Annotated in this window: 19 protein-coding genes; 17 read left to right on the forward strand and 2 right to left on the reverse strand. The window is 65.9% G+C overall.

Features of this window, described 5'->3' with window-relative positions; genetic code table 11:
- The first annotated feature begins 5 nt into the window (after positions 1-5).
- Positions 6-2654, forward strand: coding sequence for a hypothetical protein (locus GV792_RS13670; protein ID WP_163824466.1), 2649 nt, complete (start codon positions 6-8; stop codon positions 2652-2654).
- A 91-nt stretch (positions 2655-2745) separates the two neighbouring features.
- Here the strand turns inward: GV792_RS13670 and GV792_RS13675 are convergent, their stop codons facing one another.
- The gene (locus tag GV792_RS13675; RefSeq protein WP_163824362.1) at positions 2746-3771 is read right to left on the reverse strand and encodes a hypothetical protein; all 1026 of its coding nucleotides are present in this window, start codon (positions 3769-3771) and stop codon (positions 2746-2748) included.
- 189 nt (positions 3772-3960) lie between these two features.
- Between GV792_RS13675 and GV792_RS13680 the strand changes: the two genes are divergently transcribed.
- The 9 genes from GV792_RS13680 to GV792_RS13720 all read left to right on the forward strand — a co-directional run bounded on the left by GV792_RS13680 (position 3961) and on the right by GV792_RS13720 (position 15936).
- A complete protein-coding gene (locus GV792_RS13680) occupies positions 3961-5151 on the forward strand; it encodes a C40 family peptidase (protein ID WP_256673815.1) in 1191 nt (396 codons plus the stop codon).
- Positions 5152-5254: 103 nt separating this feature from the next.
- Positions 5255-7009 (forward strand): type VII secretion AAA-ATPase EccA, encoded by a 1755-nt coding sequence (gene eccA, locus GV792_RS13685; protein WP_163824467.1) that lies wholly within the window; start codon positions 5255-5257, stop codon positions 7007-7009.
- A gap of 4 nt (positions 7010-7013) precedes the next feature.
- Complete coding sequence (gene eccB / locus GV792_RS13690) at positions 7014-8570, forward strand: type VII secretion protein EccB (protein WP_163824468.1); 1557 nt, start codon at positions 7014-7016, stop codon at positions 8568-8570.
- Positions 8567-12580 (forward strand): type VII secretion protein EccCa, encoded by a 4014-nt coding sequence (eccCa, locus tag GV792_RS13695; RefSeq protein WP_163824469.1) that lies wholly within the window; start codon positions 8567-8569, stop codon positions 12578-12580. The genes eccB and eccCa overlap by 4 nt, the downstream gene beginning before the upstream one ends.
- 94 nt (positions 12581-12674) lie before the next feature.
- Positions 12675-12998 (forward strand): PE domain-containing protein, encoded by a 324-nt coding sequence (locus GV792_RS13700; protein ID WP_163824470.1) that lies wholly within the window; start codon positions 12675-12677, stop codon positions 12996-12998.
- A 30-nt stretch (positions 12999-13028) separates the two neighbouring features.
- Positions 13029-14357 (forward strand): PPE family protein, encoded by a 1329-nt coding sequence (locus GV792_RS13705; protein WP_163824471.1) that lies wholly within the window; start codon positions 13029-13031, stop codon positions 14355-14357.
- Positions 14358-14385: 28 nt separating this feature from the next.
- Entirely contained in the window at positions 14386-14697 is a 312-nt protein-coding gene (locus tag GV792_RS13710) for a hypothetical protein (RefSeq protein ID WP_163824472.1), read from the forward strand.
- A 40-nt stretch (positions 14698-14737) separates the two neighbouring features.
- Positions 14738-15040, forward strand: a complete 303-nt coding sequence (locus GV792_RS13715; RefSeq protein ID WP_163824473.1) for a hypothetical protein — start codon at positions 14738-14740, stop codon at positions 15038-15040.
- Between the two features lie 17 nt (positions 15041-15057).
- Positions 15058-15936 (forward strand): ESX secretion-associated protein EspG, encoded by an 879-nt coding sequence (locus tag GV792_RS13720; protein WP_163824474.1) that lies wholly within the window; start codon positions 15058-15060, stop codon positions 15934-15936.
- 102 nt (positions 15937-16038) lie between these two features.
- Here the strand turns inward: GV792_RS13720 and GV792_RS13725 are convergent, their stop codons facing one another.
- Positions 16039-16392 carry a hypothetical protein gene (locus GV792_RS13725; RefSeq protein ID WP_163824475.1) on the reverse strand — a complete coding sequence of 118 codons (354 nt, stop codon included), beginning with the start codon at positions 16390-16392 and terminating at the stop codon, positions 16039-16041.
- A 40-nt stretch (positions 16393-16432) separates the two neighbouring features.
- Between GV792_RS13725 and GV792_RS13730 the strand changes: the two genes are divergently transcribed.
- From GV792_RS13730 to GV792_RS13760, 7 genes are all read left to right on the forward strand, one after another.
- The gene (locus tag GV792_RS13730; protein WP_256668180.1) at positions 16433-17488 is read left to right on the forward strand and encodes a MinD/ParA family ATP-binding protein; all 1056 of its coding nucleotides are present in this window, start codon (positions 16433-16435) and stop codon (positions 17486-17488) included.
- Entirely contained in the window at positions 17485-19023 is a 1539-nt protein-coding gene (eccD, locus tag GV792_RS13735; protein WP_163824477.1) for a type VII secretion integral membrane protein EccD, read from the forward strand. The genes GV792_RS13730 and eccD overlap by 4 nt, the downstream gene beginning before the upstream one ends.
- Positions 19023-20384, forward strand: a complete 1362-nt coding sequence (gene mycP / locus GV792_RS13740) for a type VII secretion-associated serine protease mycosin (RefSeq protein ID WP_163824478.1) — start codon at positions 19023-19025, stop codon at positions 20382-20384. Before eccD ends, mycP begins: the two co-directional genes overlap by 1 nt.
- On the forward strand, positions 20381-22084 hold the full coding sequence (gene eccE, locus GV792_RS13745) for a type VII secretion protein EccE (protein WP_163824479.1): 1704 nt from the start codon (positions 20381-20383) through the stop codon (positions 22082-22084). The genes mycP and eccE overlap by 4 nt, the downstream gene beginning before the upstream one ends.
- 27 nt (positions 22085-22111) lie before the next feature.
- The gene (locus GV792_RS30230; RefSeq protein ID WP_309138464.1) at positions 22112-22447 is read left to right on the forward strand and encodes a helix-turn-helix domain-containing protein; all 336 of its coding nucleotides are present in this window, start codon (positions 22112-22114) and stop codon (positions 22445-22447) included.
- 78 nt (positions 22448-22525) lie between these two features.
- On the forward strand, positions 22526-23593 hold the full coding sequence (locus GV792_RS13755) for a discoidin domain-containing protein (RefSeq protein WP_163824480.1): 1068 nt from the start codon (positions 22526-22528) through the stop codon (positions 23591-23593).
- Positions 23594-23603: 10 nt separating this feature from the next.
- Entirely contained in the window at positions 23604-24347 is a 744-nt protein-coding gene (locus tag GV792_RS13760) for a hypothetical protein (protein WP_163824481.1), read from the forward strand.
- Positions 24348-24453 lie beyond the last annotated feature (106 nt).

Here is a 24453-nt window from a genome sequence, read left to right on the forward strand (position 1 = left end):
CGCTGATGGCCGAGGAACCGAAGACGTACCCGCTGGATGAATACCGGCAGAAACAAGCTTTCGAGAGTAGCGGACTTATTCCGCCGGAAAAACGGCTGAGTCAGGAAGAGTACATCGCATCGCTCGAACAAAACGAGCCGGATAAAAAAGAGGAACCGAAACCGTCACCCGAGAAGTCGGAATCGTCAGGGGGCGCAGGGGAGACATATGTCCAAAATCCTAACGGAAATTACCCTGCAGCTGTAAAATCCTCGAACGAGGGCGATGGCGGCGGAGTATCGGGCGGGAAGCCCGATGATGAGGGCGAGCAGGAAAGCGCCCCCAAAAAAGACGAGAAGAAGCTCGATGGTACAGCGCCGATCAGTGGTGCAGTCGATCCGAAGTTCGACGCTCCCGCCAAGTCGGATATCAAGCTCGACGACGCCACCGGGATGGGCGACAAGTCGAATACCATCGGGGTCGGTAGCACGCTCGAGCCCGGTCAGGAACTGATATCGGATAACGGGCGGTATTCGCTGCGGTTCGATAAGAATGGGAACCTGGTCTTCGCGGACAACGAGCTCGGTCAGAAGGTGCTCCAATCGGGCACCATCCGTCCGGGCGATATGACCGGAGCGCGGTTCGACAACGACTCGATCGATGTTATCGGTGGCCATAATATGGCCAAAGGGGACACAGGCGACGCCGTCTGGTCTCAGGCGTTCAACTTCGATAAGGAGACCGCCGACAAGGTCAAGTATTATCGGATCAACGACGATGGCACCATTGTCGCGTTAGCAAAAGATAAGAAGACCATACTCGGCGTCGCCTACAATCTGGGCGATCAGAAGAAGCATTTCATACCCATCGACTTCCCGGTTCCGCCCGGCGGCCAAGCTGTATTCTATGACACTGTCGAAGCGATGCGCCGAATAATGCAGCTCCAGGTGGATACGCTCGGCTCGGGCAAGCCTTCTGGCGCCCCGGATCCGGCGGTGGCTTTGAAGAATGCTGGCCTTCCCGCTGGTAAATTCTCCTCGGAGATGGTGGATCGTTACCAGGGGCTCCGCGAGAAGATTAATGCACTCAACCGCGCAATGGAAAAGAAGATCGACGAGGTCAAGTTAAAAACTAGCAATATTGCGCAGGATGTGGAAGACGCAAGGAAGTACATCATAAACCGGCACGACCGGCTCTCCAACATAATGCAAGCTCCGATGGGTGCCAGTTCCATCCATGAAACTCTGGAGGAATACAAAGCGGGTCGCGTGCAGCGTGAGTTCGACAAGGACGGCAATGTCACCTCTTTCAAGCTGAGCAAAGAGCTGGAGCAAAAGCTCCTGGATGCGGTCCACGGCGCGTCCATGGATATCTCCAAGCGGATCGATCGCGTCAAGGACGACGTCAATAGCGGCAAGCCCGACCCGGACCCGGGCAAAGGTGATCCGAAGGGCGGCAAGAAGGAGCCAGGCGGCGGTTCGCCGACGCCGCAAGGACCTGGTGGTCCGGGCCCGACTGGTCCGGGACCCAACGGTCAAGGGCCGGGCCCCGGCCCGACCCCGACGGGTCCGGGTCCCAACCAGGACTGGAGCAATACCTACAAGGACCTGCCCCTCGGCTCCAACACTCCTGGAGGCTCGACTGGCCCCGGTGCCACCAATCCGGAATTGGCGAAGTTCTTCAGCGACCTCGCCAAGGATGTGCAGAACATCGCTTCCGGCGGTGGAGCCGACGGCGGCGGCGGTGGCGGCGGAACAGGCGACGGGTCCGGCGGCGGTGGTACGGGTTCACCGGGTGGCGGGTCATCAGGTGGGCAGCAGAACCCGGGCGGCCAGCAGCCAGGCGGTGTCGGCCAGCAGCCGCAACAACCTGGCCAGCAGCAGGGCGGCGGTGGCGGGATGAATCTCGGATTGCCGTTGATGATGATGATCGGTACATTGCCGCAGGTCATCGGGCAAGCGGCGCAGATGATGATGGCGCAGCGGGCCGAGGCCCAGCAGCAAGAGCGTTACGAGGAAGAGCGCAGGCGTGAGGACGAACAGCGCCGGCGCGACGATGAGGACCGTCGGGCAGAGGAAAGTGGATCGGTCGCGCAGGCATCGGCCGGTGGCGCTCCACCCGGCGATGCCGCACCCGGGGTCGCTACTGCCTCGTACGGGCCTGGTGCGCCGCCGCCCGTCATCACACCTGGCGGTATGACCGACGCCCCCCTGCCGGATGGCTCGACGCAGAAGGTCTCCTCGGTTGTCGCCCAAGCGCTGAACAAGGAGACCTACAACGACAACGGTAGCGACGCGCGCGCGGCGTATGCCGGGACGACCGCGCAGCAGACCCCTAGCAGTCCGTGGGTTGCGGTCGACCCGAACAGCACCGACCCCAACAACCGCTTGCGCACCGGTGACGTGATCCAGTGGGAGAATCGCACGGCTCTGGTCGTGATCAACGATGCGGGTCTGAATGTCATGCTCAACGGGCAACTCGTGCAGTTGGATCCACACAACCCACCGGATGATGGGCACGGCCCGTTCGGCAAGTTCCAGGGCTTCTTCCATCCCAGCGGAATCGACAAGGCCAATGGCGACCTGATGGCCTCAGGTCCGCCCACCGTGGACGCCTCGCCGGGGACCGGAGGGCCGGCAGCGCCGAAACCGATTCGCCCACAGGTCTACACCTGATTCGAGAAGGTCTACACCTGATTCGAGCCTCACACGAAACGGCCGGGATGCGGAACCGCATCCCGACCGTTTCGGCATATCAACGGAGATTTCAGGCGGTGGCCTGGGGAGTTTCCTTCGGCTTCTGGTCCTCCGGCTTGGCCGGTTCTCCAGTGGGTTTGTTCGGGTCGTTGCCCGCCGCAGCGCCCTCGGTCGGCTTGGCACCTTCGGTCGGGTTGTTCGGATCGCCGGGCGCGGCGTTCTGCCCCTCGGCTGGCTTCCCTTCGCCCGGTGGCGGTGGAGGTGGCCCCCCGCCTTCGGCCTTCTTGTCTTCGGCTTGCTTATCGCCCTCACCATTGAACAATTCGGTGAGCATGGGCAGCATGGGGATCAGCGAGATCGGGATCATGCCGAGCATCGGCAGCATCGACAGCAGCCCACCGAGGCCGCCGTCACCACCGCCGCCGGCTTGTCCGCCGCCACCACCCTGCTGACCACCGCCGGGGATGCCGCCTCCGCCACCACCGCCATTGCCACCACCGTGGGCGATGTCCCAGTTGTGGTCTGCCGCCTCGACGATCTTCTTGCAAATTTTCAGTAAGGCGTCGCCGACCAATCTCAGCAGAGTGAGATCTTGCGAGGCCGTGAGTTTTCCGGAGACGAGCGAATATGGCGCCATGTCCGATTTGAGCTGCATGACGATGGTTTTGATCGCGGCCAGGTTCTTGGACTTGTCGTCGGCCATGAGCTTCGAGGTCTGCTTGACCTTGTCATCCATGGCGAGCAGCGAGTCCTTTGTTTGCTGCGTCTTGCCGATGACCTTGGTATAGATTTCGGTGAGTTCGCCGTTGCCGATGCCCTCGGCCTTGACATTCTTCAACAGGGCGGCGACTTCGGGTGGCGGCATCACTGTCTGCTCGCGCCCCAAGAGATCGACAGCGACCCGGATGGTCTTCTCGGCCTTTTTGATCAGAAGCTTCGTCTTCGATGAGGCCCCCGGCGGGGGGTCGAGCCGCATCCAGTCGCCGCTACCGCCGTCGGTCGGGCGCGTGCCCGGGTTCTTCGCCGAAATCGGGACGACCGCGCCAGGGTCTTTGACATCGCCTCTGCTTGCGGCAGCCTCGGCGGGCTTTTCCATCGTGGGATCGGTGGGGCGAGCGGTCGGACTCTGTGATCCATCTCGGGTGATGGCGGCGGCTTCCGCAGGTATCGCCTGTACGCGCGTGGCATCAATGTTCGTGGGTTCAGCTTGCGCCTGCGCGGTATCCTGAGCGCCTGCGTCTACTACAGCCGCCCTCACTGGGCTCGCGGCTGTTGCCTCTCGCTCTTGTTCGACTTCGGTGTCCGCCAAACCTGTCGCCATCCTATCGACACCGCCTCCCATTTATCCGTCACCCATTGTCTTGCCTTCCCGATGCTGGGAAGGATGTCAACGCCTACCGCGTCCCAGGGTTGGGAAGATGGTGTGCCGGGCGGTCGGGACAATGACGGGTGGATCAGAGAGGCGGTCGATGATGCGCGAGAGTGGATCGGTCGGATGGCGCCGGCACTGACAACGGACGTCGATGGTGTCCTGCGGTCCATGATGGGCCTGTATGGCGCAGGTCAGCCGACGGCCAGTGCGGCCGCGGCCGCCGCGCAGGCAGTTGCCGCCGACAACGAAGGGCGAGGCGGCCAGATGATGGCGCGGCTGGCCGAGGCGCGCGGCCGACATACCTCGGCGGTCGAAGCGCAGGCCGGCAAAGATGGTTTCGTCGGTAAAGCCACCGCGTCTACCGGCGACGGCACGGTGGCAGGCCGCAAGTCGCTCGACACCCAGATCGCCGAATTCCAGGCGCGTGCACGGGCGCTCAGTAGCATCGGCGACGCGCGCTTCGCCGGACCTGCGCTGCTCGACTCCGCGAACACCGCGATCTCCAACGCCACCAAGCAGGTCAACAACGATCTCGATTCGGCACGACGGCAGGCCGCACAGATCGTGCCACCTCAGGTGCCCCAGCGGCGCGTGCGGCGGATGGTCGGCAGGCGCGGGCGCGGCGGCGGCCGAGCGCTACGGGCCAGCCGCGGCGGGGGCCGGGCGCAGCGAGGCGGGCGAAACGGCCTTCGCCCTATCGGCAAACCCGTGCCATCGGATGGCACTGCGGGCGGACGGGCCGTGAGCGCGGCGAGCAACTGGTTGGGTGCGCCCTATGTCTGGGGCGGAGGAGGTTCGGGCGGTCCGACGGGCGGCGGCTTCGACTGTTCCGGATTGACGCAGTACGCGGTGGCCCAAGCCACCAATGGTGAGGTTCAGTTGCCGCGAACGACCTATGACCAGATCAATAGCGGCGTTCGCGTGCATCCCTCCGACGTGCGACCCGGCGACCTGATATTCCCCATGTCCTCGTTCAGTGGCAGAGGGCCGGAACATGTTCAGCTCGCGGCCGGTCACGGCATGGTGATCGAAGCACCCACGTTCGGGCAGACGGTCACTTTCTCGCAGATGGACAGCGATGTGGTGGTAGTGCGAGTGATGTGATCGATCCGTCAGTATTCCCAAGTTTGGGGATTGCGGTGGGCTTGGTCGAGGCTTCCGATCGCTAACCTCCAAGGAAGGCGATGTCGGCGGAAGGGAAGTCCGAGTGTCAGCGGCCGAGGACGCGTTCTACACGGGTGTACAGAGTTTGGGACTGGTCGCCGGGGGGGTGCGCAACGAACAACACGCGGCCGCTGCCTTCACCACGGCGACCGATCTCGATCCGGACATGTGCGATGCCTGGCTCGGCCGGGCCATGGCCGGTGAGGTCACCTCCGAGGTGATCTACGGGGCGTATCGCTCCGCGCACAACCTGTATCGGGATCAGCAGCGGGCCGGCCTCGCCGACCGCGCGCTGTGGTGCCAGGTCGAGGTCGGCATGTACGGGCTGCGGGTGGCGATGGCCGACCGCGGCCAGATCGCCATAGCACAGGCGTGTTTCTACGCCGACGGTGGCGAGTGGCGTGAGGCGGCGGCGATCCTCGACGAGGTGCCCGGCGATGAAGTGGCCGGGTTCGTTCGCATGTCGCTGCTCTACCGGACCGAGCAATGGACCGAGGTGGTCGCGGCGCGCACCGCGCAGCCCGCTCTCGAGGACGGATTGCTCGATATCGCAGCCGAACTGATGACGGCCAAGGCGCTCGCGCACCTCGGCCGACTCGGCGAGGCCATGCCGCGCGCACAGCGGATCGTCGAGGACAGTGCCGGGGGCAATCTGTCCTACATCTGGGCGGACGCGCATTTCCTGCTCGGCATGCTCATGCGTCATAACGGCGATACCGAGGCCGCGGACAAGGTACTCGGTGGCTTGCAGGGTTCGGGTCTGTGGTCCGAGCGCGAGGAATGGCAGCTGGCGGTCCGGGACAAGTCCTACCGGCTACCCATCACCACACCCGCGCTGATCGCCTCGCGTAGCGACCCGTGGGATCCGCGCTCCGGTGACGATCCGGTGGCGGCCGCGGCGACCGCGGCCAAGGCCGAGCGGGAAACCCTGCTGACCGAGGCCTCGGACATGCTGGACGCACAGATCGGCATGGATTCGGTCAAGGAGCAGGTGGACCGTCTCAAATCAGGTGTGCTGATGGACCAGGTGCGGGCCAAACGTGGTCTCGCCGTCGAGTCCAAGTCACAGCACCTGATCTTCTCCGGCCCGCCCGGAACCGGCAAAACCACCATCGCGCGCGTGATCGCCAAGATCTTCGCCGGTCTGGGTGTCGTGCAGAACGCCGAGGTGATCGAGGTGTCGCGCAACGATATGGTCGGCACCCACCTCGGTCATACCGCACCGAAGACCAATGCGCTCATCGATTCGGCACTGGGCGGAGTGCTGTTCATCGACGAGGCCTACACCCTGATCCAGGAAGGCCTGTCCGGCGGTGACGCTTTCGGTAAGGAGGCCGTCGACACGTTGCTGGCGCGCATGGAGAACGACCGCGACAAGCTCGTTGTGGTGATCGCTGGATACGAGGAAGAGATCGATCGCTTCCTGGCCTCCAATGATGGTTTGGCCTCCCGCTTCACCAAACGCATCCGCTTCTCCAGCTATGGTGCCGACGAGCTGACGCAGATCGCCGAACACATCGCGAAGAAGAAGGACTCGATCCTGTCCGAACAGGCGATGGAGGTGCTGCGGGATCGTTGCGTGCGGCTGACCGAAGAAACCCGCAACGGCAGGAAACTCATCGACCTCGCGGGCAACGGCCGTTTCATCCGCAACGTCGTGGAAGCCGCGGAAGCCGAACGTGATTACCGGTTCACTCGCGACAATATGGATATCTCGACGATGACCGACGAGGAACTGATGACCGTCGACGCGTTCGACGTCACCGCCGCGCTGGCGGGTCTGGCGCCGACCAGGTGATCTGATGGCACGCTTCCGGGTGGTGACCAAACACCAGATATCGGGCTGGCGTTTTCTGCTGCACCGGATCGAGCATGCTCTGGTCCGCCGGGACGCTTCGATGATCGATGATCCGCAACGTGGACGCTCCACCGCGCTGACCATCGGCGTCGCACTGGCATGTATCGGTGTCGTCGGCGCTGCCGTCATGGCGTTCTTCAAACCGGCGAAGTCGGTGGGTGATTCGAAGATCGTCGCGGACAAGGACACCGGTGCGCTGTATGTGCGGATCGGTGATCGGTTGCATCCGGCGCTGAATCTGACCTCGGCACGGTTGGTCATCGGGTCTGCCGAAACGCCGGTGCGGGTATCCAACGGTGAGTTGTCGAAATTCCCGCGCGGCCCGTGGGTCGGCATTCCCGGAGCTCCCGGCAATATCATCGACTCCGGCGAGAAGGATTCGTCGTGGACGGTGTGCGACACCACGCACACCGGTGCCGCCTCGCCGGTCAACCCGAAGACCGGGCTTCCGACCGTTACCTTGTCCGCGCCGCGGACCACCGCCATCGGCGGGCCGCTCGAAGTCGATGGGCAGAGCACTCGTTCGTTGACCGGAGCCGAGGCGAGGTTGCTGCGTGACGAGTCCACTACCTGGTTGATCTACTCCGATCCGGAGCAGGGCTATGTGCGTGCGGCCATCGACCTGGCCGATTCGGCGGTGGTGCTCGCCTTGGGCATCGATCCGACCGCAACGGTGGTCGCCGCGTCCAAGGGGCTCATCGATGCCATCCCCGAAGTTCCGCCACTTCGAGTGCCGCAGATCCCCGGTGCCGGCGACATGGCCACCCTGTCCACCGGCCTGACCGTGCCGGTGGGATCGGTGCTGACGGCGTCTGCTGCCGAGGAGGAAGGCGCGACCTACGTGGTGTCGCAGTCCGGTGTCGTGCGGGTGAGCGAGGTGTTGGCGGCGATGATTCGCAATGCCGACTCCCAGGGCGCCATCTCACGGCGGACTGTCGGGCCTGATGTCATCGCGGCCAATCTCCGGCCGGGTGCGTGGCCGGGGACCGCGACCTACCCGGCGGGTCCTGTGCAGATCGTGGAGCCGGAACGGTTCGGCGTCACCTGCTACCACTGGTCGAAGGCCGACGGCGACACGGCCGCGTCCACCGAACTGCTTGCGGGGGACCGGCTGCCGTTGACCACAGAGGAACAGCGACGCACCGTCTCACTGGTGACGGCGCAGACGTCGCAGGGCAGTACCGCCGACTCCGCCTACCTTCCCCGCACGACCGGCCGCTTCGTTCAGATCACCGGGTCCGACCGCACTTCACCGTTGCGCGAATCGCTGTTCTGGATTTCCGACAGCGGCGTGCGCTACGGCATCGATGTCGGTGAGGCAGGCAGCCCCGACGCTAGACAGGTATTGGCCGCACTGGCATTACGTAGTCCCGTACCAGCCCCATGGAGCATTGTGTCGTTGTTCGCGGTCGGTCCGACCCTGTCGCAGGCCGACGCCCGCATCGTGCATGACGGAATCCCGGCCGACAAGACCGGCGTAGGTTTCGGCGCGCCGTCGTGACCGCAACTCGCCGATTCGTCCGTCCGGCCCGGATGGTCCGCGGCCCCAAAGCCCCCGCGGTGACCGAACTGCGATTGCAGCCACCGACCGAACTCCCCAAACCGGTTCCGCCCTCCAAGTTCAAGGTCATCCTTCCCGTCATCATGGTGGCGGCGATGGTCGGCATGATGGTGATGCTCTTCCGCAGCGGCATGACCATGTCACCAATGATGCTGTTCTTCCCCATGATGATGATGGTGTCGATGCTCGGCATGATGGGCGGACAGTTCAGTGGTGGCGGGGGCGGAAACTCGGCGGCGAGCCTCAACGAGGAACGCAAGGACTATCTGCGCAGCATCACCGACAACCGTAAGACCGTGCACGACGCCGAGCGGGATCTGCACACCTACCTGCGCTACACCCATCCCGGCCCCGCCGAGATCGCCCGCTTGGTCGGCGGTAGACGGATGTGGGAGGTGCAGGTCGCGAGCCCGCAGTTCCTACGTGTGCGGATCGGACGTGGTCGGATCGCCAATCAGGTCCGGGTCATCGTGCCGGAGGCGGCGCCCACCTCGGATCTGGATCCGGTGGGTGTGGTCGAGCTGACCCGGTTCGCGAAGGCGTACTCGACGGTCGGCGGGATGCCGGTCGCGATCAATATGCTGTCCGCGCCGCAGATCGGCTTCGACGGCGACGCGGTTGCCGTGGCCGGTTTGATCCGCGCGATGGTGGCGGAGGCCGTGGTGTTGCACGGCCCGGACCAGGTGGCGGTCGCCGCGGCGCTGACCGATCCCGATGCGCCCGAGTGGGCGTGGCTGAAGTGGTTGCCGCATACGCAGCATCCCAGCGATACCGATGCCATCGGTGCGACCCGCATGGTGTACCGCAGCGTCGGCGAGTTGCGGGCCAAGGTGCTGGCCGGGCTCAATCGCGGACCGTTCTCCGCCAACAGCGAGCCTGCCCTCGACCGCAAACATCATCTGCTGATCGTCGATGTCGGTGGGCAAGCCAACGAGCGTGATATTTCCGGCATCGATGGCTGCACCTGGTTGCGGCTCGGATCCTCCGAGCATTCACTGCCACGCGCTCTGAAATTCACCGTCGAGGCCGACCGCTCGCTCAATGAGCTGACCCCGCGGGGTGCCCGGCGCGTTGGTGTCGCGGACACCATGTCGTTGCCGGCGATGACCGCGCTGGCCCGTCGGGTGGCGCCATTCCGGCTGTCCACGGTGGTGGAGGCGGTGGCCGCCGAACAAGCCGGCGGTGGCACCTCCTGGGAGGAGATGGTCGGGCTCGCCGACCCCGGCGCGATCCGGGTCGACCAGCAATGGCCGATGCGGCGCGACAGCGACCGGGCGCGGCTCAATATCCCGTTCGGGCATGATCCTGCCGGAGCGCTTGTCTTCCTGGACATCAAGGAATCGGCCGAGGAGGGTATGGGCCCGCACGGCATGTGCATCGGCGCCACCGGCTCGGGCAAGTCGGAATTCCTGCGCACGCTGGTGCTTTCGGCCGTGGCGACCCATTCACCGGACACGCTGAACCTGCTGTTGGTGGACTTCAAGGGTGGCGCGACCTTCCTCGGTTTCGATCGGCTCTCACATGTGACCGCCGTCGTCACCAACATGGAGGAAGAGTCCGACCTGGTCACCCGTATGGAGGACGTGATCAACGGCGAGATGGTGCGCCGTCAGCGGATTCTGCGCGACGCGGGCAACTTCGCCAATGTCGCCGACTACGAACGGGCCAGGGAACAGGGCGCGGATCTGGCGCCACTTCCGACGCTGTTCATCATCCTGGACGAGTTCGCCGAACTGCTCGAGCACTACCCGGACTTCTCGAAACTGTTCGTCGCGATCGGGCGTCTGGGCCGATCACTACGCATCCACCTGCTGTTGTCGTCGCAGAAGGTGCCCGCAAACCGGATGGGTGAGCTCGAGGCACACCTGTCCTATCGGGTGGCATTGCGCACCAACCAGACCAGCGACTCCCGCGACGCCATCGGCACCGCCGACGCCTATCACCTTCCGAAGAAGCCGGGTTCGGGCTATCTGCGGGTCGGTTCCGGGGATCTCCAGCGGTTTCAGGCGACCTATGTCGGTGACACGTATACGCCCCGGGCGGCGGTCTCGAACGCGAGCGCGAGCAGCCGGGCACGGCGGCCGGGCGGTGGCTACCGGCCGCCGCAACGGTTCACCACCGGCCCGATATCCGAGGCACGGCCCGCCGTCGTCGAGCAGGCGCCGACGGCGGCCCAGCCGGACAACGCCGACGCTGACCAGATCACCGTGATGGAATCGGTGCTGCAGCAGCTGGCCGGGCATGGCAGACCGGCGCACAAAATGTGGCTGCCACCGTTGAACACTCCGCCCACCCTCGACCGCTTTGCCGACGGCGTGGAACCTGGCTCGCTGCGCGTACCGGTCGCATTGATCGACCGGCCACGCCAGCAGCGGCAGGACGTGTGGTCGGCCGATCTCTCCGGTGCCGGCGGTCATATGGCGGTCGTCGGTGGCCCACAGTCCGGTAAGTCGACCGCGTTGCAGACTTTCATTCTGTCCGCCGCGCTGACCCACACCCCGGAGCAGGTCCAGTTCTACTGCCTGGACTTCTCCGGTGGCGCGTTGGCGGCATTGCGGGGCCTGCCGCATGTCGGGTCCGTCGCGGGTGCTCGCGACGAGGATCGGATCCGGCGCACGATCGCGCTGATCACCAACCTGCTCGAGGCCAGGCAGAACCTGTTCGCCGAGTTCGGTATCGACACCATCCGCAAGTTCCGCGCAATGCGTAATGATTACGGTGGCCGCCCACCGTGGGTGGATCGGGACCCATACGGCGATGTCTTCCTGGTGATCGACGGCTGGGACATCGGCTTCGCCACCAACGGGCCCTATTTCGACGAGTACGGCTCGACGATGGAGCAGATCGCCCTGCAAGGCCTGAACTTCGGCATCCACCTCGTCGTCTCCAGCTCCCGCTGGATCGCGATCCGGCCGTCGGTCAAGGACATGATCCAGACCCGGATCGAGATGCGACTCGGCGACCTGACCGACACCACGTTCAACACCCACCGCAATGTCGTCGCCGCTATTCCAGCCGATCGGCCCGGTCGCTGCATTTCCACCGAGGCACTGCACATGTTCACCGCACTGCCGCGCATCGATGGTGTGGCCGACGCGGACTCGGCTGCCGACGGGCTTGCCGCAGCGATCAGCGAGGTCGGCCGCCGCTATCAAGGGCGAAGGGCGCCAGAGGTCAAACTGCTGCCCGCGCAGCTTTCCTTCGAAGAGATCCCGGCTCGACCTGCGCCGACGAATCTCGCCGAGCGCCTGGTGATTCCGTTCGGTGTGCGCGAATCCGATCTCAGCGCCGCTGCCATCGATTTCGGCGTCTCGACCCACTTCCTGGTGCTCGGTTCGTCCGGATCGGGTAAGTCGTCGGTGCTGGGGGCGCTACTGGAATCGATTACCCGGCAGTTCGATGCCTCGCAGGCCCGTATCCTGCTCATCGACTATCGCCGCAGGCATCTCGGTGCGGTACCCGAGGACATGCTGATCGCACATCTGACGAATGAGCGTGATGTCATCGAAGGGCTGCCACCGCTGATCTCGAAGATGCGTGGCAGGCGTCCACCGGATTCGGTGACCACACGCCAGCTCGCGGAGCGGTCCTGGTGGTCGGGGCCCGAGGTGTTCGTCTTTGTCGACGACTACCACATGGTGGTACAGCGCGGCGGGCTCAACCCGCTCGAGCCGATGAAGGAGATCCTCGTCGACGGCCGCGACACCGGCCTGCACGCGATCATGGCGCGCAATATCGCTCAGGCGGATACGGCCCTGTACGACAATGTCATCGGACAGATCAAGAATCTGAACTCCTCCGGTTTGATCATGGACGGCACTCGCCAGGATGGCGTGCTGTTGGGCGATGTCCGCCCGACCAAGCAGCCGCCCGGCCGCGGAATCCTGATGGAGCCGATGCTTTCTCGGCGCGATCTGGTCCAGTCGGCGTGGATACCACCACGGTTGTGATGTGTGAGACTTCCCACTGTTGGGTATGACTTACCGTTCTTTTCAGAACCGGCTCGCGCCGAGCCCGGTTCGTGACGCTGATTGGAGTAATGAGATGACGCTCCCTCTTAATGTCTCGTCCGAACACCTGCTGTCGACCAGTGCCGGCATGGGTTTTGATCAGGCCGCATTCGAGGCCGCTCTCGTGCACGCCGCACCGGGTACGCAAGCAATGCCCGCAGCCCTGGACGTGGTGGTCAGCGGACCCGCGGCCGCGGTCTTGAACGCCGCCGGTATGGACTTCCTCGGCATCATCGGCGACGGTGCCTTCAAGCGACGCAATGGTGGCGAGGTGCTGAAGCCGGTCGCGGTCGAATACACTGCCAACGACATCGCCTCGGGTGGCAGAGTCTCCAGCCTCAGCCCGGCTTTCCTGTAAACACGGAAGCCACTGGGAAGAGGAGGCTTTGTGCCAATCTTCGCTGCCGATCCGTTGTTCTGGCTGTCGTTCAATCTGCACACGGGCCCCGGATCGATTCCCATGATCGGTGCGGCGACTTCCTATCGCGCGCTCGCCGAAACCTTGCGCATCGCAGCATCGAGCTCGGACGGTCATACCGCTGGCCTGGCGTACAACTGGGAAGGCGATACGGCGAACAAGGCACTCGCCGCCTATCGGCGACACACGGACTGGCTTCGGCGGACGGCTCAACACGCGGACATGATCTCTGAACGCTGCCTGAACCAGGCTCGCTTGTATGAGGCAGCTCGTGCGGAGATGCCGCACTATGCCGAGATCGCCGCGAATCGGACGCGGGCGGTTGCGTTGGCAGCGTCGTCCGGAACGGCGGTCGGCATGGCCGCGATGGCGATCAACGAGGCTGAATACGCCGCGATGGCGGCGTTGGCAGTGCACTCGATGGCTACCTATGCCGCGGCTTCGGAGGCGAATGTCGTATTGCCGCCCGCGGAACCGGCGCCGCATATCGTGGCCCCAGGGGCCGGAGGCGGCGGTGGTCCGCTGAACCTGTTGCCAGGCGGTGGCGGTTCGACGTCAAACGATGTCGGTCGCGGTCCGGGTGACACCGGCGGCGGTCAGGGACCGGATGGTCCGGGACCGTCGAGCCCACGTCCGGGTGATCCCGGCAGCGGGGGTCCGTCCGACCCTGGCAGCACGGGGCCAACTGATCCCGGCTCCGGTCCGCCTGGCACTTCCGATCCGGCTCCGCCGACCGGCAACGGCGGACCAGGAGAAAGTCTGCCCGGCGAGGGTCAACTTCCACCAAGCGATTCGATGGCAGGTCCGGAAACGCTGGGGGATATGCCGATCGACGGTCCCGACGGACCCATCGATCCTTCATCGGTGGATTCGTCGTATTTCGGAACGACGCCTGGATCGAGAACCCTTGATGGGTTGACCGGTGGTGTGGGCAGTTCGGTCGCTCTCAACCTGGCGCGCGGTGGTATCGGCGGTATGCCCGGCGTGGCCACGGGATTCCGGATGCCGGCCAACTGGACGCTGCGCGCCCCCGGTGCGACTTTCGGGGCGTCGCTCCCTCCTGCGGGCGGTGCGCCTCCCGCGCGAAAGATGCCGCCGCGCGGCGCGATCGCACCGAACGCCCGCCGCAGACGACGCGACCGCGAAGAGTTGCGCAAGCCTGCCGCGGTCTACACCCCAGGCGAAACCCAGGAGGTGCCCGAACTGGAGAAACCCCCGGCCATCGGTGTCATCGAATACCACGACGAGGACACCACTTCGCAGCACAAGGAAGTCCTCGGCGAACCAGTCCGAGGCTGAGTACAGGCATACCTGGAAGGAATGAAGAATGGCTATCTCGTACACCGGTGCACCGGAGGATGTGCAGGCGTTCGGTGACAAGTTCCATGGACATGTCAACACCATGTCCGGTCATATCTCGGCGCTCGACAACGTCAAGGAGCAGTTCCGCGGAGCTGTCAATAATTCGGCTACCGGCACCGCGATTCAGACGAGCTTCGGCAACGCGATTGCCAAAGGGCAACAGTTGCGCGACTTTCTGCAGCAGGCTGCCGACGTCATGAAGGCGAACGGCGCGGCGATGGACAACGTAGCCCAGGAGGGCGCGGGTCAGATCGCGAAGGGCGACTACAACTTCTGAGCCGACCGGTTGGGTCGATTTCTGAAAGGAAGAATTACAAATGCGCAACGATTACATGCTCTCCGACGAACTCGCGAAAGCGACGAGGGCTTTGCTGGGTCAGATGGACATCGATGCCGGCGAGCGGACGGCGCTGGTCAACCTGGTGACCTCGGCATTCCAAGGTGAGGCCGGTAGCTCGAATGGTGTTTTCCAGAGGGAGTTCACCCGGAGGGTGGACGAATATGATCAGGCGCTCGCGCAGTTGAACACGACAATCGCCAACGTGACCGGTGTCGGTGGAACAACGCACGCCCGCGACAAGCTCGAAGCCGCCAAGTACGATGCCATTCTTGGCCTCTGACGGAGCCCCGCACAATCGTGGTCAACTTCTCGCAGGAGTCGCTGGTCGCCGGGACGGATGAGGACGACGATCTCGATCCGATCGTCGTCGATCTGAACGTCGACGCGGCGTTGGTGCTGCAATCACTGGTCGGCATCGAAGCCTATCCGCTGGTGCTGGCCCTGCTGCCCAACATCTACGACGAAGACGACCACGCACGTGTTCACGCGGTCGTCCTCGACCAGCTCGCCGAGGCGGGCATCGTCGAGGACGGCCGCGTATTGCCCGTGGTGGCGCGGTGGCTGCAGTGTCTGTACCGGCCGGATACCGAACTGGCTGTCCGGGTGGTCGACACCGGTTTCGGCGGCGAATCGCAAGCGATGCTTCGGATGTCGCTGGTGCGCCAGGGCAACGCTCATGTGCTGGCGGCGCGTAACGATGATCATGTGACCATCCAGTCGGTGTTTCATGAGGGCGACGGTCTGGAGACCCTCGCTGCCGCGGTGTCGGCGGCTATCGGTCCCCGGCCAGCGGTGCAATTCGAACCGCTCACGGCCACTGTCGAGCAGCTCAACGATGTGCCCGCCGATCAGACGGAACGCCGCCAGGTGCTGCTCGAACTGGGCGCGCACCGGCAGACCGCCGGAGTGCTCAGCCGGGTGCTCGACGAGGTGGTTCGCCGGACCGAGATCGTGATGTTCGAGTATCACGACGGTGGCACGGCGGAGCCCAAAGTGAGTGCCAATGTGCTCGATACACCGTCGGGCCGGATCGTCGTGACGCCGAGCGTCGCGATGGACGGTCAGTTGTGGTGCACTTATCTGCCCGGCGATGACGCGGCGGTGCACGCTGCGGTCGCGGCGCTCGTCGAATTGTTGCCCGGTCGCAGTTGGTTCGATACCTCCCGCGCCAATTGACCGTCCCAAGTGAGGTTTTCGAGAGGACGTACAAATGAACCGCGCACCGACCACCAACGGTCATTCGGCAGAGTCGGCAAGGGCTCGTGGCGGCTATGACGCCTACTTCTCCCAGCAGCTGGACAGGCCGGTGACCCCGGCTGCCGAGTCCGGCGCGGGTACCTCCAGCGGCGCTGCGCCGCAACCGCCGGCGACGACGCCGCAGACTTCACCACCGCAATCGAGTGCCTCGGCACCACAATCAAACGCTTCGGCACCCCAACCGAGCGCTGCGGCCGCGCCGCCGAACGCTTCCGGCCCCCAACCGGTCGGTAGCGACACCGGCCCGGCGCCCTCGGTGACGACATCCGCGTCGACCAGTTCCCTGTCGATGCCATCGAGCGATGTGCCGCCGAGCCCTGCTGCGCCCTCCGCGGCTGTGCCTGCGTACTCGGGACAGCTGCCACCGCAGGCCATGCCCGCGCAACCGGGCCACGTTCCGGCGCAGCCCCTCCCGATGGACGGCGCACACGGTGATCCGGCAAGCGGCCAACAGGCGAAATGGGTGCCCGACCGCATCGAAGTAGGCGACCAGTCCCGGGTGGAAGTGCTTCCGGTCGCGTTGACCTCGATCGAGCTGCTGTCCAACATCTCGGCGGCCAGGCAAGCCCAGCTGCGTTCCAACAGCGGCATGCGCGGCGCGTTGAACAAAGTGGGGTTCAACCTCGGTCTCTCACCCGCCGAACAGCGCACCGAGGATCGGCGCGGTCGGATCCGCCGCCAGCTCAACAGCACCTATCAGATCGCCATGCTGAGTGTGAAGGGCGGCGTCGGCCGTACGACGACCACGGCGACACTCGGTTCGACCTTCGCGTCATTGCGGCCCGATCGGGTTGTCGCTATCGACGCCAACCCGGATTTCGGTGACCTCTCCACCCGCACCGTGCGCCATCCGTATGGTCTCACGCTGCGCGAGCTCGCCCGCGACCCCAATCTGTCGGCGTTCTCCGCGGTGCAGTCCTATACATCGATCAACTCGTCGAACCTCGCGGTACTCGCCTCCCCGTGGACGACCGAAGCCAACGAGGCGTTGTCCGGCCACGAGTACGGCACCGGTGTGGAGATCCTGCGCCGCCACTACAACCTGCTCATGGTCGACTGCGGCACCGGAGTTCTGGACTCCGCCACCAGGACGGTGCTGCAGACCAGTGACGCCGTCGTCGTGGTGACCCCGGCCACGGTCGGTGGCGTGACCGGAGCGGTCGCCACCCTCAACTGGCTCAGCACCCACGGCCTGGATCGGCTGATCGCCAAGTCGATCGTGGCCATCGTGCACCATCAGCCGCTCAAACCGACCGTCGACGTCGAGGCAATCGAGAACCTCTTCGCCACGGCGCAGCGGCCCACCTGCACGCTGCCCTACGACCCGCACCTGGCCGAAGGCGGCGAGATCGATCTGCGTCTCGTCGCCAAGGAGACCAAGCTCGCTTTCGAGGAACTGGCGGCCGCGCTGGCCGATGACTTCCCGACTCATCTCGCCGGGGATCCCGGCCATCACGGAGGGTGGCGATGACCACTGTTGTTGCGCCACCGTCGAACTCGGCTCAAGCCAATGCGGCGCAACCGCCCGCTGAAGTCGCGCGGGCCCGGATCGCGGTACTGATCGCCAGCTATCAGGTCGACGTGGTGGTCCCGACGAAGTTCACCATCGAGACCTTCATCGACGATCTGCTGGTCGTCCTGGCCGCGGCCATCGACGACGACACGGTCGACTTCACCCCGTCGACCGGGCAGTGGAGCCTTGGGCGCCCGGGCGAGCCGGCGATGCCGCGCTGGCGCACCCTGGCCGACCACGATGTCGTCGACGGCGCGGTGCTGATGTTGTCGGTGGTCGAATCGGCCGAGGTGTTCACCCCGGTCGTCGAGGACATCACCGACGCGTTGGCCTTGATCAACGAGCGCGAGTTCGCGGAGTTCGACGCGCGCGCCGCCGCGGTGGTCGGGCTGGCCGTGCTCGGCGCTGGGGCCACAGCGGTCGCGGCGCTGCTGTCGTGGTCGTGGACCCGGACCGGGTCTGTGTGGTGGTGCGCACTGCCTGCGCTGTTGCTCGGCATGATCTGTTTGGGTGCCGCGGTGCGCTCGCGCGGCGGCGAAGGCGCGGCACGGATCTGTCTCGGCTTGTCGCTGGCCGCGCTGCCCCTGCTGTTCGCCGGTGCCGCAATGCTGGTCCCGCCTGCCTATGGTGAGCCCGGCCCGTTCTCCGCGGCCAATGTCGCCGCAGGGGCGGTGGTGGCAGCCGTCGCCGCGGCCGCCATGATCCGGCTGACCGGGCTCGGTATCGCCACCTTGATGGCGGTGACCGTGCTCGGCATATCGCTCACCGCGGCCGCCTTGCCGATGACTTACTCCGATCTGCACATGCGTCAGGTGTCGAGTGGGGCGGTGTTCGTCGGCCTCATCCTGCTGACGTTGGCGCCGCGGCTGGCCGTGGTGATCGCGCGGATCCGGCCACCGGACCTGCCCGACCCGGGTAACGAGGTCGCGCCGTCGACGCTGACCGGGATCTTCGACGCCGAATCCGGTGGCGACGGTGAACAGGACCAGGCCGAGGACTCCGAGCGCGCCGACCAGGCGGACCGAGGGATCGAAAGCAGGGCACGGCTCGCGGTCACCAGCCTGCGTGGGCTCATCGCCGCGATCTCGACCGTGCTCGCGGTCGGCTCGGTGATCACCGCTGCGGTCAGCCCGGGCGGGATCCGCGAGATCATCATGGCCGGCGCGGTGGCGGTGTTGCTGGTGATGCGGTCACGGTGGTATCCCGATCTGGTCCAGGCGATCGCGCTGGTGTCGGCGGCGGCGGTCACCGTGATCGGTGTCGGCTGGGTACTGGTCGGCGCGTATCAGACCGCGCCTGCGCGGCTGGTCGTTGTCGCGGTGATCGCGGTGGCCGCGATGGCCGGATGTGTTGCCGCGGTGCGATTGCCGGGCAAGCGGCTGTCGCCTCCGACGCGACGCGTCATCGACCTCATCGAGTACGCCCACATCCTGGTCGTGCCGATCATCGCCTTCTGGATCATGGGTATCTACACCGCTATGCGGGGGATCTGATGGGACTTGGACGCCTCGCCGTTGCGGGGCTGGCCGGGCTCATGCTCGCGATCGCGGCAGGCCCCGCCGCAGCCGTGCAACCGCCGGAGGCGGTCGTCGGGCCGCCGCCACCGGACGAACCGCCCGGGCCCGAATTCCCGACCAAACAGGACAAGGCCTGCCTGGCGACCGGTGTGCTACCCGACAGTGATCTGTCCCAGGTGCCGCCACCGGATCTGGCATTGGACCTGTCGGCCGCACGCGCGTTGAGCCGCGGCACCGGGGTGACCGTGGCCGTGATCGATACCGGGGTACAACCGAACCCGCGGCTGCCAACGGTGGTCGGCGGTGGCGACTACGTGACCGCCGGTGGCGACGGCCTGTCCGATTGTGACGCGCACGGCACCCTGATCGCGGGCATCATCGGCGCTGCGGCTGATCCCGCCGACGCCTTCGTCGGTGTGGCGCCGGAAGCCAAGATCCTCTCCATTCGCTACCGTTCGGGTGCGTTCCGCCCCGAGTTGCCAAGTAACGCCGGTCCGGGGCAGCAGCAACTGGCCATCGAGGTCCGCGCACTGGCGCGCGCCATCGTGCGAGCCGCGAATCTGGGCGCGGGTGTGATCACCGTGTCACTGCCGATCTGCGTTCCCGTCGACGCACCGGTCGACCACGCGGTACTCGCGGCGGCCGTCGGATACGCCACCCAGGTTCGCGGCTCGTTGATCGTGGCAGGCGCGGGGAACGCAGGCGGCAACGGCTGCCAGCAGAACCCGGGTATGGATCCGGGCAATCCCGCCGACGAACGGAATTGGTCCGGCGTGCAGACCATCTCGACGCCGGGCTGGTACAGCCCGACGGTGCTGACCGTCGGCTTCAGTACCGCGACCGGGACACCGATGCCGGATTCGTTGACCGGCCCGTGGATATCAGTGTCCGCGCCGGGCACCGGCATCGAGTCGGTCGGTCCGGGTGGGACCGGCCTGATCAACGGTGTCGGAGATCCAGGGAAACTGGTGCCGGTGGCCGGTGCGTCGTTCGCGGCCGCTTACGTCAGCGGCGTCGCGGCGCTGTTGCGTTCACGATTCCCGAACGAGACTCCCGCGGAGATCATCGCTCGGTTACAAGCAGCTGCCCACGAACCGGCACGCGGGATCGATAATGCCGTCGGTGCCGGAATGATCGATCCGGTGGCGGCGCTGTCCTACCGCACCCCGCCGCAACCACCTGCCGGTCTGTTCCAGGCAGGGCCGTTGCGGATGCCTGATCCGCCCCGCGCCGACGATGCACGTCCGGCGGTGACAGCGACGATCGTCGTTGTGGTCGCTGTGCTCCTCGGAGCCGCAGCCACATACGCAGGCAACGCGACCCGGAGGCGGCGTTGAGATTTCCCAGTGTTCGCGTCGGCGGCGCCGAACGCGTTCCGTTCGCGGTGCTCGCCATCGGCGGCAGCCCCGGCCTGGTTGCGCTCTCTGCGCGGACGCCGTGGTGGGTCGGAGCGAGCGTGGTCACCGTCCTGTTGGTGACTGTCACCGTCCGCGTCAACGGCCGCACCTCGGTGCGGTGGTTGCTGGACTGGGTGGAGTACCGGTTCGGCCGCGCACGGCGGGCGGCCGAACTCGTCACGGTGGCGCAATTGCAGGACGTGCAGACCCCCAGCGGCATCTGCGGCATCCGGGCCTCTGAGACAACGTTGATCGCGATGATCCAGCTCGCACCCGATCTGGACCTGCCGACAGTGATCGCGGACAAGACCATCTACACCGAAGACACCGTCCCGGTCGACGCGTTGGTCTCGATGCTCGACCATTACGGCGTCGCCGTCGACATCGACATCGTCACCACCGGACAGCGGGTGCGGCCAACCGGCAGCTACAGCATGCTCTACGACCAGCTGATCGGAACGCACGCGGTGGTGGGTGACCGGCTGACCTGGTTGGTGGTGCGGCTGGATCAGCAACGCAACCTCGATGTGCTGGCGCGGCGCGGGCCGTGCGCGGTGGTGGCGCCGAAAGCGCTGGCCGCGGCCGCGCTGCGGATCGCGGGGCGCCTGCGTGAACGCGGGATTCAAGCACATGCGCTCCCCGCCGTGGCCCTGCGCGATGCCACTCGGCTGCTGCACGCGGGCGTCGAACTCTCGGATCTGCGCGAAACGTGGAGCACGATGGAATCCTCGGCGCCCGGGCGCTGCGTCACCAGCTTCCAGATCGACTGGACCCGGCTCGACGGCGCCGGGCTCGACGACTGTTGGTCCTGGAACAGCGGACGGACAACGCTCGTGGTCGGCCTCACCGCTGACAGCGGTCCCCGCGCACTGGTCCGTTTCATCGGTCCACCCGTCGACCGGAAGGACCTCCCGGACTATCTGCGGCTGATCTCCGGCCGCCAGGCGAGCGCGCTACTGGCCTCGCTGCCGACGGAGCTGCCGATGGACGCATTGCCCGCCGAGGAAACCGGCAGCGATGTCGCGACGATCGACCAGCTGTGGGACCTTCCGATCGCCATCGGACCCAACGGGCAGATCCTCGGCGCGGTCAGCGGCCAGCCACGGCACACCCTCGCCCTGCCGTTGTTCGACCCCGCGCGCTACAACCCGCGCAGGCGGTCGATCGACGTTCGGGCGCAGCTGCCGGTGGCCCAGCAGATCCTGCTGCGCGCGACGGTGGTCGGCGCCGAGGTGGAGATTCACACGGCCAGACCGCAGCGGTGGCGCCAGCTCATCTCGGCCGTCGGCGATCCATCGACGCTTCGACTGGCCGAGGACGACAACGGCTCCGGCCCGACGTCTACCGCCACCATCGCGGTATTCGATCAGGTGCCCGCACATGCGTCCGCGGCCCAGACCACGGTCACCATCTCCGATCCCGGTGTGCCGCGCAGACGGGCAGCGGATCTGGCGATCGACCAGGTGAGTGCCACCGCGGTGGACGTCAGCATTCCGATGCGTCGAGTGCGGGTCGATCTGATCGAGCCGCGGGGCGAAACTCGCTACCTCGATGCCACGGACGTGCCGCCTCAGGCGGCGCCACCGGCAGGCTCCGAGGTGGCGTTGCTCGCCCCACCAGGTGGTCGTCGTGTCGGTTGATCCGCGGAGAAGGTAGGGTCGCAGATCGTGGCAGCGGACTCCCGGTCGGATGTCGAATCCTCCCCTCAGTCGAACGACGCGGACGAACTCACTCCGAGGCAGTCCGCGGCGGCGATATTCTCCAGCAAATTGTCGGAACTGATCGCCGAGTCGGTGGTCTCCACCGACGACGGATCCACGCGGTCGCTGACGTTGTACTCGCTCGCGCAGCACCTCGAGCTGGCCTATCCGGATGTACCGGTGTCCCAGTCGGGGCTGTACCGGCTCATCCATGGACAGGCCATACCGAGGCTCGATCTGATCATCGCGCTGGCACGCGTATTCGACGTTCCGCCTGAGTATTTCGTCACCGCGGACAAGTAGCCCGGCCGTCGTCAGCTGTTCTCGGTGCCGGGAATAGCACCGGCTCGCGGGGACCTCGGACCCGGATACCATCCGAGCATGCCCGCCGAGGATCCGGGAGATGTCTTCCTTCGAAACCGCGGCGCGGTGCTGGATGCCCTGCTGGCCGATCCCGCGCTCGGGTCATCCGGCGGCGGAATGGTCGCGGATCGTCCGGCATCTGCCGCCGCGGCAACCGGTAACACACCCGACCCCGCTGTCATGGCGGCGGTTGCCGCGTCGGCGGCAGAAGCCGCTGCCGACCGGTCCGGGCCGCGTCGACGCGGAGGTGACTCCAGCGCGAGCGATCGAATCAACGCGCTACTGAACGGCCAGTCATCGGACACCGGCTCGCACTCGGGGCTGGGGTCGGAATATGCCGGCGTGCCAGCGTCGCGATTGCGCGAATCGGCCGATAGCGAGAATTCGTCACGCTCTGAGGCTCCTGCTGCCGCCGAACGCCCCTCCGCGACGGCGGGCCGCCGTGGCGGAGCGGATCAGTTCGCCCGTGACCTCGTGACGCAGCTGCGCAAGCCCAAGGTGGCTCTCGCTGTGGCCGCCGGGCTCGCGGTCTTGCTGGTGTTGATGCTGGTGGTCAGCGGCGGGGAAGAACAGCCGAGCCAGCCGCAGGTCCTCACTCAGCCCGCCACCACCGCGCCCGAGCCCGCGCCCACCGGTCCCGCCCCGGGCGGCGTCATCGAGGTGCGCTCGGCGGTGTCGCAGTGTCCACCGGGCGGAACCGATGCGATGGACGCCTTCTCCGGCGAACCGGGCAAGGCCTGGTCGTGCGCGCGCTCCTATCGGGTCGACGGTCAGATCATGCGGATCGATCTGGGCAAGACCTACGAGATCGAATCGATCGCGATCGTTCCGGGCTGGGACCATGTGGGGACCGACGGCGTCGATCAGTGGGCGAAATATCGCACGGTCAGCCGGGTGTCCTACCAATTCGACGACGAGGCCGCCACCGTCTACACCCAGGAGACCCTCGATCAGCGCACTCTGGTGGAGACCAGGATCGACCCTCCGCTGCAGGCGTCGGAGATCGTGCTGACCGTGCTCGAATCCAACGGCTCCAGTTCTGTCAACACCACCGCCATCTCCTCCGTCGTGATCACCGGGCGGTGAGTGTGCCATCGTGTCCTCGCTGATCTGTCAGTACTGCTCGTACCGCGCCACCGGTGGGGAGGCCACGTGCCCGAACTGCGGTGCCCCATTGACGGCGACCGCTGCGCCGGCGAAGCCGGAACCCGCACCGACGGTCGCGCATGAGGCCACTTCCGGGGCCATGCTCGGCACGGCGCTGCGCAAATTCGGCGAGGTGGTCCGTGACGACGCCGCCGTGGTGGGTAAGGAGGCCGCGGCGGTCGAACGTGCGGTCCACGAACCACATCCGCGCTGGCAGTGGCAGGCCGTCGCCGCCGTGCTCGCGGTGATGGCCGTGGTCGGCTTCTTCCTCGTCAAGTCGTGCTCGTTCTCGATATCGCCACCTACGGGAGTCCCGCTGGGTTCGGTGACGACGGCGCTGCCCGCTCCACTGCGTACCGCGGCGTCCTGTCAGCCGATGGCTGGTTCGGGGGCGGTCGTCGAGCGTTGTGTCATCGGTGCGGGCGACCCGTTGCTGAACGGCGCGATCACAGCGAAGCGGGATCTGATCTTCCACGCTCGGTTGGTGCCGCGGACAACATTGAACGAGACCGTCGGCCAGTGGCGGGCGGCAGGCGCGACGGTGGTGACCGATGGCTCGGTGTTCGCTGCGGTCAGTCCGTCGGCCGCTGTGCAGTACGCCAATCCGAGTACCGGATTGCTGCTCGACAGCGGTACCTTCGCCGGCGCGGCGAGTGCGCGGACCTTCTTGTCGCGCTCGGGTTTGCTTCCGTGACCGCGCATTTCGCAAACCACGAGCTATAAACCTCTAACTAATGTACCGTTATATAGCGGTACGTTAAACAACGTATTTTCCTCTGTACCCGACTGGATGATTGCGG

It is taken from the genome of Nocardia cyriacigeorgica, from assembly GCF_010868145.1.
Lineage (GTDB): Bacteria > Actinomycetota > Actinomycetes > Mycobacteriales > Mycobacteriaceae > Nocardia > Nocardia cyriacigeorgica_D.

Coding starts and splice junctions, on each gene's coding strand:
- mycP (WP_163824478.1), top strand. CDS start 19,023: ATGGGACTTGGACGCCTCGCCGTTGCGGGGCTGGCCGGGCTCATGCTC.
- GV792_RS13725 (WP_163824475.1), bottom strand. CDS start 16,392: ATGGCCTGCGGTGGCAGCTGTCCCGAGTACGCAGGCACAGCCGCGGAG.
- GV792_RS13675 (WP_163824362.1), bottom strand. CDS start 3,771: ATGGAAAAGCCCGCCGAGGCTGCCGCAAGCAGAGGCGATGTCAAAGAC.
- eccB (WP_163824468.1), top strand. CDS start 7,014: ATGGCACGCTTCCGGGTGGTGACCAAACACCAGATATCGGGCTGGCGT.
- GV792_RS13715 (WP_163824473.1), top strand. CDS start 14,738: ATGCGCAACGATTACATGCTCTCCGACGAACTCGCGAAAGCGACGAGG.
- GV792_RS13670 (WP_163824466.1), top strand. CDS start 6: ATGGCCGAGGAACCGAAGACGTACCCGCTGGATGAATACCGGCAGAAA.
- GV792_RS13700 (WP_163824470.1), top strand. CDS start 12,675: ATGACGCTCCCTCTTAATGTCTCGTCCGAACACCTGCTGTCGACCAGT.
- GV792_RS13730 (WP_256668180.1), top strand. CDS start 16,433: ATGGACGGCGCACACGGTGATCCGGCAAGCGGCCAACAGGCGAAATGG.
- GV792_RS13710 (WP_163824472.1), top strand. CDS start 14,386: ATGGCTATCTCGTACACCGGTGCACCGGAGGATGTGCAGGCGTTCGGT.
- GV792_RS13755 (WP_163824480.1), top strand. CDS start 22,526: ATGCCCGCCGAGGATCCGGGAGATGTCTTCCTTCGAAACCGCGGCGCG.
- eccD (WP_163824477.1), top strand. CDS start 17,485: ATGACCACTGTTGTTGCGCCACCGTCGAACTCGGCTCAAGCCAATGCG.